Raw genomic sequence first — 12,549 nt, forward strand, 5'->3', positions numbered from 1 at the left:
ACGTTACATGTCCTTTTTCAGTTCTTTAATTTTTTTCTCAAGCATAGCTACAAGATCATCATCGACATCTTCTAATGCATCAAGCATATGGCTAACTACAACATTACCAAACTCGTCAATTAGCTCATTAGTCATTTCTTTAGATTGTGTATTCAAAAAGTCATCTCTCGAGAGAACTGGCTTATACAAAGACGATCTACCTTCTGTTCTCTTTTGAAGAATTCCCTTGTCTACTAATCGATTCATGACTGTCATGACTGTGTTAAAGTTCGTCAACTTTTCTTGATCAAGTGTTTGTTGAACATCTTTGATGGTCATTTCTACATCGTTCCATAAAATGTCCATAATCTTTGCTTCTAGAGGGCCAAAAAAACGATTTAACCCACTTTCGTTCATTTTGAATTTTCGAATCCTCACGACTTGTTCACCTCACATTACTCATTGTAGTGTTACGTCTATTTCCAGTCAAGAATTGTTAACCAAATACTATTTATTAACATCATTTATCATCTTTAATTATTAAATATATTATGAATTCATTAAATTTGAGGGTTCAAATAACATTCTTTAATTAGAAAACTGTTAAGATATGCGTATAGTTTTTCTATCATGGGCATCTTATGATTGGAGGTATCGTCATGACTCAACAAAATAACACAGCTATATGCGCCATCAAATATCATTTAGTAGAGCGGATTACAGGTTGGTTTGAACAAACAACACAACGTACTACTCACCACATACACTTGTATACCGATTCAGTTTCAACTGCCAAAAAAATCTTTAAGTTAGAACATGTTCATGACATGTCATATAAACCTTTCTCTAGTGGGTCCGGATTATTTTATTTGCATACAAACCAAGGAGTATTCATGTTCGAAATCGAAGTGGATCCAACTCAATTTATTCAAACGTATAAAAGAATACGTGGATGAAGATTTTTTTATAAGTAGCTAATAGTTCTTTTACCTCTGTGCTATTCCATCGCTCACTAGCCACTTTCTATTATCTTCTAATACTCTGATATAGCATTCAGGTGCATTGTAAGCATTCCTGATTTATAATGAAAGGTATGAAATGAATAGAGAGTATTAATTTGGGGTTAAAGAGAGGCGCATAAGTTGCGTCATGAGTAGGTGAAGAAGGGTTTTATGTTTAAAAATAAAAAAATAAAAATCCGTGTATCTGGATGGTCAGCACTTCTGATTTTGATATTTATATTAATTCTTGGACTTTTTTTAGTAGTGACTGTACCGCTCTTCGGATTTTTTGGTTTGTATAATTTATTGGCTAAGTATGATTTAGCATCTATACAAATTTACGAACAGTGGTATAGAAATGGATTATATTACGGATGGTTTTTAATATTGATTGCCGCAATGATGTTCTTGGTGGACTTCATAAATTTATTTGTCGTTGCGAGTTTTAATCTACTTTGGTCAAAACCGGTAGCAGTTATTAGTTATGCCATACAAACTACTGTTTGTGCTATCCTTTTTAAAAGTTTATTAGTAATGAGCTTTAGTCGAATTGATGTAACATGGACTGGTTCTATTATTATATTTGTACTTTTATATATTATTGTGGCCGTATTTAGTTATGAAAAACCAGAGCAAGCTAAAAAAAATGAGTGATGTAGTTAGAGCTTCTTTAATAGAAGCTCTTTTATTTTTAGAAACCTAACATATCCAAAGCTTGACTCAATCACTAAAATTTGATAAGATTTCAATCGTTCGGTAATTTTATCGTTTTTTAATTCGGTAAAGTTCGAACTTCATGTGAGTATAAACTTGTTTTTGAGCTTCTAACACTCGGTTAGGTGCTCTTTTTTTTCATTCATTTAAATAAAAAATCCTACAACCTGCCAATAACTTAGCGATGTCGGATTTTTCATATAAATACCTAAATAATTCACTAACTATAAAATGATTCACTGTGAACAATAATTTTATAAATTAAAACAGGCACTTCTAAGTTAGCTGTTTTAATCTAAAAATTATTAACCAATTTTGGGTAGATTTTGTCACCACCAGAAAGTTGGATATCTTCTTGTGCTTCTCATGTTATTTATTATGAGTGCGAAAATAACAATTATTAGTGAACCTATTAATACAGGAGTAATGATATAATGCCAGCTGTAGTTACCCAGCATTATTATAACTGGATTGGCTCCTGCTGGTGGATGTGTTGTCTTAGTAATCATAATAAGTGCTATAGCTAACGCTACTGCTAGAGCAATTGCCCAAGGCTCGTTACCAAAAAGGTTTAGTATAATGATACCAACTGCACTTGTTAATACATGACTTCCAATAATATTACGTGGCTGTGATAGTGGTCCGTTCCAAAAAGCAAAGGCTAATAAACAACTTGAACCAAAAGGTGCCATAAACCATAGCGTATTAGTCATTTTCGTTAGTTCAAGGAGAACAAAGATCGTGATATAACAACCAATTAAAGCTGTCAGTATATCTTTCCAATTTGTTTTCAGCGGTGAATTGCCTTTACCTCTCATTTTAGCGATGTACGATAGCGTTTTTGATTTTTGTTTTGGTGATGCATTTTGTGACACGTTGTTTCCCTCCTGATTTATTTACTTTACTACAACTAAGTGAATAATTAAGGAGTCTTAATATTTAAATTATATTGCTAGAAATGCTTTTACTAGTCACTAAAAAAGAAGTTATCCACTAAAGTGGATAACTTCTTTTTTATTAGTGATTAATATATAACTCAAATATTTCTCTGTAATCTTCTTTAACATATTGCTTTTTGTTTTGAAGAACCCAATCGTTAGCGAAGCGAGCAATTTGTTCAAATGATTGAGCCGGTGTTACTACATTACTCTCTACTTTGCCGATTGACTCTGCTGCATACGTTAAGCTGTTTTGAGCTATTTCAAAGTATTGTGTGTTGTTTTTCATTTCTACTGAAATTGCATGAAGTGCTTTATATAAATCTTTAATTTCTGTGTCGAATTTTTTGTGAATATCGATGGACATTGGAATATTGTTAATAGTGAATTTAATTTCGATATCTAGATCGATTGTGCCTGCAGTTTCTAACATAACATCTGTAATTGTGCTATGTTGATAGTCATAGCGCTTTAATAGACGCTTTTTACTAATCGCATTTTCACCGTCTACGTGTATCAGTGCTTTATTTGTGAAACAATATTCGTCTGCTTTCGTTTTGATTAGGAAGTAAACAACTTCACCTGATTCGTGTAGAACGAAATCGTCGGCTTCTGTTTTGTCGAAATTTTCTTTTGGTACAACAATCCCAATATCAGAAAGACCTAGTGCATCTGAGGCAAATTTTTTAAGCATATTTTGTTCCTCCACTAATGTTAAGATTTTATTCTATCTTCTCTATATACGAAGTAACATTAGGACAAGTTCCATTTCTGATCAAAAATTATTTAGAACGTTTCTTACGGCGATAAGATGGCCACTCATTCTCACTCGCTTTAAAGTTATAAACAGGCTTAATGATAGTTTTGACATCAACAGTATTACGGACATTTTCAAGAATTTCTTCCATTGGTTTATAAGCCATTGGCGCTTCATCAAGCGTTTCCTTATTAACTGATGATGTCCAAATACCAGCCATTGTTTTTTGATATTCTTCAAGATTTAAATTTTTATTCGCTTGAGTACGGCTCATAATACGCCCTGCACCGTGTGGGGCTGAATAGTTCCAATCTTCATTTCCCTGCCCATAGGCGATAATGGAGCCGTCACGCATATTAATAGGTATAATGAGCTGTTCCCCCTTTTGCGCAGAAATGGCACCTTTTCTTAAGATCATATTGTCAGTATCGATATAATTGTGAATAGAATCAAATTCTTCAACTAAATACTTTTCAAGATCTAAATGTTCAATAATAGAACGCGCAATTTGTCGACGATTTTCTTTTGCGTATTGCTGTGCAAGCTTCATATCATGGATATAATTTTGAAAATCTTCACCTTGTACATAAGCAAGTTCCTTTGGAATAAGTGGTGTTTCTTTTTGGTATTTCTTAAGGGCAGGTTGAATTTCTTGAAAGCGCCCTTGCTCTTTTAAAGCCGCTACTATTCCTGATACATCGCGGTGTTGTATTTTTTCATATGCTATCTTTTGATAATAAGTAGCTATTTTAGCACCTACTGAGCGGCTACCTGTATGAATGCATAGATACAGGTAGCCATCCTCATCTTGAGATACTTCGATAAAATGATTACCTCCACCTAATGTTCCGAGACTAAGCTTACTTCTTTCATCATTTAAAATATGAGAAGCTATAAATTGCTGTGCTTTAGGGAAGTTGCCTGTGACGTATCGAATACTGTCGTTATCATGTAAATTGGTGCCGGATGGAACATATTGTTTTACAGTATCATCAAGCTTTTGGAAGTCGATGTCGATTGGTGCAATCTTTGTCACATGTACTCCGCAGCCAACATCCACTCCTACTAGGTTTGGAACGACTTTATCTTTTAAGACGATAGTTGTACCAATGACACAACCTTTACCAGCATGATAATCAGGCATAATACGAATTTTCGCATCGTTTAAAAATTGTTGGTCGCATAATTCTTGAACTTGTTCTACTGCTTTGTCCTGTTTAATATGGGAAAATATTTTCGCATTTGTATACAAACCCTTTATTTCAATCAAATTAGTCATCTCCTTGTAATTTTTTCCGCCAGTGTAGTTTGGGCTATTTTAACATACTAGGTGAGTGTTTGAAATTATCATATGCAGTGAAAAATGAAAACGTATACTATACTTACGATATAACAATTAATACGGAGGAGGCTTTCTAATGAACACACAATGTATTTTATTAATAGATGATGAAGAGGATTTGGCAAATTTGCTACAAACAGTATTACATAAGGAAGGCTTTTCAAATGTGATAACGGCTGGAACAATTCGTGATGGCTGGGCTAAATTCCAGGAAGTAAAACCCGAATTAGTGCTACTAGATATTATGCTGCCTGACGGTGAAGGGTATGATTTATGCAAACAGATTCGTGAAATCTCAAATGTACCGATCTTATTTATGTCCGCGAAGGATGAAGAGATTGATAAGCTCTTAGGGCTCGCAATTGGTGGGGATGATTATATTACAAAACCATTTAGCCCTAAAGAAGTGGCTTATCGAGTGAAAGCACAACTACGACGAGCAAGCTTTTCGGAGGAAAAAACAGTTTTAAACAATATTACTGTAGGCCCTTTTGAAATGAATATGGACGGTACTGAATTGAAGAAAAATGGCACAATAATCGAGCTTACAGCAAAGGAGATTGGCTTAATGAATTGTTTTATCCATCATCCTAATCAAATCTTAAGTAAAGAAACACTTTTTGAAAGAGTTTGGGGAGAAGACTTTTTTGGTTCAGATAATACAGTCATGGTGCATATACGCCGGTTACGTGAAAAGATTGAGGATACTCCATCTAACCCAACATTTTTGATCACCGTTAAAGGTCTAGGCTATAAATTGAACAGTAAGGGGTGATGATAAAATGAAGTGGAGAATAACTGGACGTTTTTTATGGTCAGTTGTAATGATTGTTATTATTGTCGGTATCATCAATACTGTGCTATTAGTTGGACTACTCCTTTATCAAAGAAGTCATCTTGCTTTAAGCACTCCTGAAACCTCTTCTGAGGAATTCACACGTTCCTTCTCTCAATATGTCGAGATTAAAAATGGTTTACCTATTGTAAATGATGAAGGTGTAAAAGCATTGCAAGATAAGAATGCATGGGTTCAATTTTTAGATTCTAAAGGGAACCAAGTTGCTGCTTATGAGACACCAGATAATCTTGCCACGAGCTACTCCCCTGCTGAAGTCGTGCAAATGTATAAATATAAAGAAGTTGATAGCAATACGACTGTTTATATTAGTACAATGGACGATTTAGATTATTTTGTCGGTGTGAAGAATTACGGGGTTGGACGTTATGTTTTGAACTATGATTATGATCAATTTTTAAAATTTATTAACCTACTTTTAATAGCATTTTTAATAGTGGATGTGCTAGTCGCTTTGATCATCGGGTTGTTGTTCACACGACATTTAACGAAACCACTTCACATATTAATTGATTTTATCGGACAACTACGTAACCGCCAATTCAAAAAAATAAACGTACCAAATGGTGTGTATAAAGACGTTTTCCTCAATGTAAATGAACTCTCAATAAAATTAAGTGAACATGAGAAAGAGCGGAATCGCCTAGATCAAATGCGTGAAGAGTGGATTAGTAATGTATCACATGATATGAAAACTCCCCTTGCATCAATTCAAGGATATGCTGAACTGATGAAGGATGATGTTGATAATCTCACTGCTAGCGAAGTACAAGAATTCTCAACTATTATTGAGAAAAAATCTATTTATATGAAAGATCTACTTGATGATTTAAATTTAACGACTCGTTTACGTAATCAACAGCTACCTATGCACTTTGAAGATATTAATATAGTAAGCTTTATACGCGAACTGACGATTGAATTGTTGAATGACCCTCAATTTGGGGAACGTCAGGTAGAATTTGTTAGTAATGTGAATAAAATCGTGCATAAAGTGGATAAAAAATTACTAAAAAGGGCCATTTTGAACTTTATCTACAATGCACTTGTGCATAACGATGAAAATGTGTGTGTAACAATAAAAATTGATACCGATTATCCACAATGTGGACAAGTTGAAGATTCACAACCTACTCTTTATAAAACACGAATAATGATAACTGATAATGGTAGAGGTATTTCACCTGAAGATATTAAACAAGTATTTGATCGTTATTACCGGGGATCAAATACAAAAAACACACACGGTACCGGGCTAGGAATGGCGATTGCTCGTGATATTATTTTCGCTCACAACGGCGATCTGCGATTATCTAGTGTATTAAATGAAGGTACAACTATTACAATTTTACTTTAGAACCAGCGCATGCTGGTTTTTTATATTTCTTTTTTTCACATAACTAAATTATCATTTTTAAAACAATATTGGTATTTAAGGGAAATTAATATCAAATTAGTAATGTACCAAAAAACAGGACACGAGTTAATAATGCTAGTTTAAAAGATTCTTTCGTGGTGTAATAGCCACAACTCTAATCACTTCATCACTTGCAGCTTGAGCTCTGGCAGAAGAAAAGACAGAAGTAAAAGTAAGTGACGCTTAGCAGAATTGAAGCAATACTCCGATAATTTTTTTATGAAATAACATCTTACCAATATGACATAAAAAGCTAAGATTAATGTAAGTTTTATTAAAATTCCACCCCATCTTAATACATTAGTTGTTAGAGTCTATGAATCTAAATTACTATTTCAAATTAAATATATTACATTCCTTCTATTTGTCGAAAAATATTTTGTCTAACAATTCGAAAAAATATTGCTATTTTATTAAAACTATCGTTTAATTAGTTCTGCTTGAAAAAAATTATTGTAAAGGAATGTGGTTAATTGAACAGATTTTTTCGTGGTGCAATAGCAACAGCTCTAATTGCATCATCACTTGCGGCTTGTACACCAGCAGACAAAAAGACAGAGGTAAAAGAAAATGAGGATTTAGCAGCAGTAAAGCAATACTCCGATAATTATTTATCAAAAGTAAGTGCTGATTATTCATTTGATTTCGCCAAAAGTCTTGAAGAATTTAAAACAAATGAAAAGCTAGGATATCGTACTGCAGGCTCTGAAGCAGAACTAAAAACTGGCGAAAAAATTGCAGATGAAATGAAGAAAATTGGGCTTACCGACGTATCAAAAGATGAATTTACAGTTGATAGCTGGACATTCGAAAAAGCAGATATGACATTCAATACAGTTGATGGTAAAGAAAAATTAGCTGTTTTAGGGGCATATCAAACAAATTTTGATACAAAGGGGACGAAAGAATTTGATGTTGTTTATGCAAATCGTGGAACATCAGATGATTTGAAAAACCTTGATATTAAAGGCAAGCTCGTACTTATAGATGTAAACCAACGAGAAGATTGGTGGGTTAACTACCCAGCCTATCAAGCTCATTTAAAAGGGGCAGCTGCAGTTATAGCCGTGCAAAGTGAAGGTTATAGCGAAGTAGATGGCGACGCTTTAAATGCACAGGATATTTGTGGACCTGATGATGCGCCTGCATTTTCTATGTCTCAAAATGATGCGAAAGAGTTAAAAAAATCACTAAAAGCAAATAACAATAAACTTACTGTTAACTTTGATGCCAAATCTACAGTTAAATTCGATCAACCAACATACAATTACTATGGGAAAATCGAAGGTAAAGATCCAGAATCATATATCATCCTTTCAGCACATTATGATTCTTACTTTGACGGTTTCCAAGATGATAATGCTGCGATTGCCCTAATGATGGGCGTAGCGAAAGGTCTAGTAGACAGTGGCTATAAACCTGAGAAAACAATTATATTTAATGCATTGGCTGCCGAAGAATGGGGCGTTTCAAATACGCGTTATGACTGGTCTACTGGTGCTTACAATCAAATTTTCCGCATCCATCCAGAATGGGTTGGAAAAGCATTTGCAGACATGAACTTCGAGCTTCCAGCTTATGAGCATACAACGACAAATGAAATTCGAGCAGATTATGAGTTGAAAAACTTCTTAACTAAATTCACGAAGTCTGTACCATCAGTTGATGGTGTATATAAAGACGGTATTTCTGTTGTATCACCATTACGCACTTGGTCGGATGATTTTTCATTCTCTATTGCAGGTGTTCCATCATTACGAAATGATTTCCAAGATAGCGAATTCATGCATTCACATTATCATACACAGTACGATAATGAAGATACTTATAACGGTCAAGCTTTAGAATTCCATTTAAATTTATATGGTCTACTAGCTATGCATTATGACCAAACAGCTGTAACACCTCTTGATTTCACAACAAGATTAGATGCATTAGCTAAATCTGTTAAATCTGATGTCTTTAAATCTGCAAATGTTTCTTCAAACGAATTAACAGCAGCTATTGAAGAAACGGCTAAAACAGCTAAAGAGATTAATGCTCAAGTTGAAAAAATTAATGCTGATTATACAAAAGCATTAGTAGCTGGTGACGAAAAAGTAGTGAAAAAGCTTTATGATGACAGTCGCTCTTTAAATAGTAGTTTGTTAGCTACTTATAAATATGCTCAAGATCAATTCGTACGTTTAACTTGGGAAGACGAACCAATTTTCCCTCACGAACACGCACAAAATAATATCCCTAACTTACAAGGAGCAATCAAAGCACTTGAAAAAGGTGATGCGGGTAAAGCACTAGATGATTATTTATGGTTAATTGATAATAACTGGTACACTTATGATTTTGACAAAGAGGTATTCGATTACTTCACAGATTATGTATTGGATCAACCTGCAGATCGTTTAATGTGGGGTGCAGGTCGTATTATGGGTCACGAAGACTTATATGACACAGTAGCATCATTGAAAAAGAAACGTGACCAAAAGAATGCTGATGTTTCTAAAGAAATATCAACTCTAAATGCAGCTCTTGAAAGACAAGAAAAATTACTAAAGACATCTGTTCAAGATGAAGTGAAAAGTGTTAAAGAGTTAAATGCACAACTTGATAAAATGAAATAATGACAACAAAATAGCTCTCTAACAGCCTGTTATCTTTCAACAATAGGTTCTATGGAGCTAAAAATGAGTCATCTTTAAAACACCTTCCAGTTAGTTTGGTATATCTAAACCAAGCTTCTAACTAGAAGGTGTTTTATTTTGCCCGTTGAGGCTATTTATCAATAACATTTGCTTTTTGTTATCCATATTACCTTGTAATTTAAAAAAGTGTAGATACCATCCCATATATCAATGCAATACAAATAACAAAAGCCGGATGAATTTTAATCTTTTCAAGTAACAAGTAAGAGCCAATCATTATTATTAATGTTGATATCCAACCTATACTTAACCAAGCATCTTTTGCGAAATCGAAAGTCATCACTAATAATAATACGGCTATGATTGGGCGAATATATTTCGTTAAATTTTTAACGTATGGTGATTCTTTGTATTTCATTAAGACACTTAACAACGCTATCATGAGGATCAAAGAAGGTGCAACTGTAGCAAAAACTGCAACAATAATGCCTAAAATACCTCCTTGGTCATATCCAACAAAGCCAGCCATTTTTGTTGCTATTGGCCCTGGTAATGCATTGCCCGCTGCGACCATTTCTGAAAATTCTTGATTGGTCATCCATTCATAGTGCTCAACTACCTCTTGCTGAACGAGCGGAATAGAAGAAGGACCCCCTCCATAACCTAAAATACCAGGAATAAAAAATGCCATAAAAATATTCCAATAAATCATTTATTATTCCTCCTTTTTACTAGAGGAGCAAAGACGATTATAAAGACCGACAAGATGACAAAAGCCGGGTGTATATTTAATAAAGACATTGCAATGAATGAAAGCAAAAGAATAATGAGTGTTTTCTTCCACCCCATAGATTCGCCAGACTTTTTAACGAAATCTAGAGCCAATATACCAAGCATTACAGCTACTACTGGTACAACCGCCGAAGCCATTGCCTGAACGGCAGGTATATCTTTATTCGTTTGTAATAAAAATAGCAATATAATCATTAATACAATTGTTGGGACTACGCTGACTAAAATTGCATTAATTGCACCTACCACTCCAGCTACTCTATATCCTATATAGCCAGCCATTTTTGTACCAATTGGACCCGGCATAGTGTTAGCAAGTGCTACTACGTCACTAAACTCATCATCTTCCATCCACTTATACTTTTTCACCACTTCTTGATGAACAAGAGGAATAGCAGATGGTCCACCGCCAAATCCTAGCATACCTACTCTAAAAAATGCGGATGCAATCTCTCCATGTAGTCGCAAAATAGGGCGTTCACTTTGGGACTTCACTTCATTTTTTTTTACCAAGTAGCAATAGCTCCATCTGTTCGTGATTCTGTTCCACCCTGTAATACGCCCGTTTCAGGATCCCTCCAAATAATTTGTCCACGGCCAAAACTTCCACCGTCTGACATCACTTGCACATTATGACCTTTTCGTATAAGTGATTGAGCAATGTAGTTCGGGAACTCTGGTTCAACATGCACAGTTTTCCCTCCAACCCACTGCCAACGTGGCATATCCAATGTGGCTTGTGGATTTAATTGATGATCAACTGTGTTAGCTACGACTTGGAAATGGCCCTGTGGTTGCATATATCCTCCCATCACGCCAAATGGTCCGATTGCTTGCCCTTCTTTTGTTAAAAATCCCGGAATAATTGTATGATATGTACGTTTTCCTGGCTTAAGAATATTTGGATGTTCTTTTTCCAATGAAAAATCATGCCCACGATTTTGTAATGCAATTCCCGTATCGGGAATCACAATTCCTGAACCAAAACCCATATAGTTACTTTGAATATATGAAATCATGTTTCCTTCTTCATCAGCTGCAGCTAGATAGACAGTCCCACCTTTAGGTAATTCATACGGTTCCGGATTAATGGCTTGCTTACCTATTAACGCCGCGCGTTTTGTAGCATATTCATCTGACAATAAATGCTGTACATCTATTGGCATTTCATCAACTTCTGTCACGAATGCCTTTCCATCAGTAAATGCTAGTTTCATAGCTTCAATTTGTCGATGAATCGTTTCAGCATCTTGCCACTTAGAATCTCCAGTCTGTTTGAAAATGTTTAAAGCCATTAGTGCAATTAATCCTTGACCATTCGGGGGAATTTCCCACACATCATACCCATTATAAGTAGTAGAAATTGGATCTACCCATTCCACTTTATAATCAGCTAAATCTTCTTTCGATAAATAGCCACCATGTTGTTTCATAAATGCATCCATTTTCTCTGCTAATTCTCCATGGTAAAAAGCATGTCCATCGGTTTCTGCTATTTGTCTTAAAGTTGAAGCATGGCCAGGAGATGACCACATCTCTCCGATGTGCGGTGCACGATCATTAGGAGCAAATGTATCAAACCAACTAGTAAACTCCTCGGATGTACATGTTTCCTTGAATTTACGATATGCAGAATCCCAAAACTTTCCTAATATCGGTGAAACAGGATATCCCTCTTCAGCATATCGGATAGCAGGTTCAAGTACTTCTTTAAACGATAGCTTACCAAATTTTTTAGAAAGCTCTACCCAACCGGCTGGTACACCAGGAACTGTAACTGGTAATACGCCATATGTAGGGATCTTTTCATACCCTTTTTCCCGTAATTTCTCAACTGAGATTGACTTTGGAGCAGGCCCCGATGCATTTAGACCATGTAGTTGATCCTTAGTCCAAACTAATGCGAAGGCATCTCCACCAATACCATTTGAAGTTGGTTCTACAACTGTTAATGCAGCCGCTGTTGCAATAGCAGCATCAATTGCATTCCCGCCTTTTTGTAAGATTTCTAGTCCTGCTTGAGCAGCTAATGGTTGTGAAGTTGCCACCATACCTTTTCTGCCAAATACAGTATGACGTTTTCCCGTGAACGGGTGAAATAAATGATCCAT

At 35.1% G+C, this 12,549-nt stretch carries 12 protein-coding genes; 5 read left to right on the top strand and 7 right to left on the bottom strand.

Annotation, left to right across the window (positions count from 1 at the left end; translation table 11 throughout):
- Positions 1-3: 3 nt before the first annotated feature.
- On the bottom strand, positions 4-417 hold the full coding sequence (locus tag MHH98_RS20590) for a BlaI/MecI/CopY family transcriptional regulator (protein ID WP_038180676.1): 414 nt from the start codon (positions 415-417) through the stop codon (positions 4-6).
- Positions 418-638: 221 nt separating this feature from the next.
- Here MHH98_RS20590 and MHH98_RS20595 point away from each other — a divergent pair, with 221 nt between their 5' ends.
- Entirely contained in the window at positions 639-935 is a 297-nt protein-coding gene (locus MHH98_RS20595; RefSeq protein ID WP_038180679.1) for a hypothetical protein, read from the top strand.
- A gap of 216 nt (positions 936-1,151) precedes the next feature.
- A complete protein-coding gene (locus tag MHH98_RS20600) occupies positions 1,152-1,634 on the top strand; it encodes a SepA family multidrug efflux transporter (RefSeq protein ID WP_038180682.1) in 483 nt (160 codons plus the stop codon).
- A 389-nt stretch (positions 1,635-2,023) separates the two neighbouring features.
- Here MHH98_RS20600 and MHH98_RS20605 read toward each other — a convergent pair whose 3' ends face one another.
- From MHH98_RS20605 to MHH98_RS20615, 3 genes are all read right to left on the bottom strand, one after another.
- Positions 2,024-2,569 (bottom strand): HPP family protein, encoded by a 546-nt coding sequence (locus tag MHH98_RS20605; RefSeq protein ID WP_038180684.1) that lies wholly within the window; start codon positions 2,567-2,569, stop codon positions 2,024-2,026.
- A 142-nt stretch (positions 2,570-2,711) separates the two neighbouring features.
- Positions 2,712-3,326, bottom strand: coding sequence for a PH domain-containing protein (locus tag MHH98_RS20610; RefSeq protein WP_038180686.1), 615 nt, complete (start codon positions 3,324-3,326; stop codon positions 2,712-2,714).
- A gap of 88 nt (positions 3,327-3,414) precedes the next feature.
- Positions 3,415-4,659: an RNA-splicing ligase RtcB gene (locus MHH98_RS20615; RefSeq protein WP_038180688.1), complete on the bottom strand. Its 1,245-nt coding sequence runs from the start codon at positions 4,657-4,659 to the stop codon at positions 3,415-3,417.
- A 148-nt stretch (positions 4,660-4,807) separates the two neighbouring features.
- On the opposite strand from MHH98_RS20615, the gene MHH98_RS20620 reads away from it, so the two are divergent.
- The 3 genes from MHH98_RS20620 to MHH98_RS20630 all read left to right on the top strand — a co-directional run bounded on the left by MHH98_RS20620 (position 4,808) and on the right by MHH98_RS20630 (position 9,625).
- On the top strand, positions 4,808-5,506 hold the full coding sequence (locus MHH98_RS20620) for a response regulator transcription factor (RefSeq protein WP_038180691.1): 699 nt from the start codon (positions 4,808-4,810) through the stop codon (positions 5,504-5,506).
- 7 nt (positions 5,507-5,513) lie between these two features.
- Positions 5,514-6,944, top strand: a complete 1,431-nt coding sequence (locus tag MHH98_RS20625) for a sensor histidine kinase (protein ID WP_076034218.1) — start codon at positions 5,514-5,516, stop codon at positions 6,942-6,944.
- A gap of 533 nt (positions 6,945-7,477) precedes the next feature.
- Entirely contained in the window at positions 7,478-9,625 is a 2,148-nt protein-coding gene (locus tag MHH98_RS20630; RefSeq protein ID WP_340713458.1) for a M28 family peptidase, read from the top strand.
- 199 nt (positions 9,626-9,824) lie between these two features.
- Here MHH98_RS20630 and MHH98_RS20635 read toward each other — a convergent pair whose 3' ends face one another.
- From MHH98_RS20635 to MHH98_RS20645, 3 genes are read right to left on the bottom strand one after another with little or no spacing between them, the layout of a single operon-like run.
- Entirely contained in the window at positions 9,825-10,358 is a 534-nt protein-coding gene (locus MHH98_RS20635; RefSeq protein ID WP_076034217.1) for a chromate transporter, read from the bottom strand.
- The gene (locus MHH98_RS20640) at positions 10,355-10,951 is read right to left on the bottom strand and encodes a chromate transporter (RefSeq protein ID WP_076034216.1); all 597 of its coding nucleotides are present in this window, start codon (positions 10,949-10,951) and stop codon (positions 10,355-10,357) included. The genes MHH98_RS20635 and MHH98_RS20640 overlap by 4 nt, the downstream gene beginning before the upstream one ends.
- Positions 10,945-12,549, bottom strand: a complete 1,605-nt coding sequence (locus tag MHH98_RS20645) for a gamma-glutamyltransferase family protein (RefSeq protein ID WP_038180698.1) — start codon at positions 12,547-12,549, stop codon at positions 10,945-10,947. The genes MHH98_RS20640 and MHH98_RS20645 overlap by 7 nt, the downstream gene beginning before the upstream one ends.

It is taken from the genome of Viridibacillus sp. FSL H8-0110 (assembly GCF_038003565.1).
GTDB lineage: Bacteria > Bacillota > Bacilli > Bacillales_A > Planococcaceae > Viridibacillus > Viridibacillus arenosi.

Bases quoted from the DNA above. Each gene is read 5' to 3' on its own strand.
- MHH98_RS20595 (WP_038180679.1), top strand. From the start codon at position 639: ATGACTCAACAAAATAACACAGCTATATGCGCCATCAAATATCATTTA.
- MHH98_RS20600 (WP_038180682.1), top strand. From the start codon at position 1,152: ATGTTTAAAAATAAAAAAATAAAAATCCGTGTATCTGGATGGTCAGCA.
- MHH98_RS20610 (WP_038180686.1), bottom strand. From the start codon at position 3,326: ATGCTTAAAAAATTTGCCTCAGATGCACTAGGTCTTTCTGATATTGGG.
- MHH98_RS20620 (WP_038180691.1), top strand. From the start codon at position 4,808: ATGAACACACAATGTATTTTATTAATAGATGATGAAGAGGATTTGGCA.
- MHH98_RS20625 (WP_076034218.1), top strand. From the start codon at position 5,514: ATGAAGTGGAGAATAACTGGACGTTTTTTATGGTCAGTTGTAATGATT.
- MHH98_RS20635 (WP_076034217.1), bottom strand. From the start codon at position 10,358: ATGATTTATTGGAATATTTTTATGGCATTTTTTATTCCTGGTATTTTA.
- MHH98_RS20645 (WP_038180698.1), bottom strand. From the start codon at position 12,549: ATGGATCATTTATTTCACCCGTTCACGGGAAAACGTCATACTGTATTT.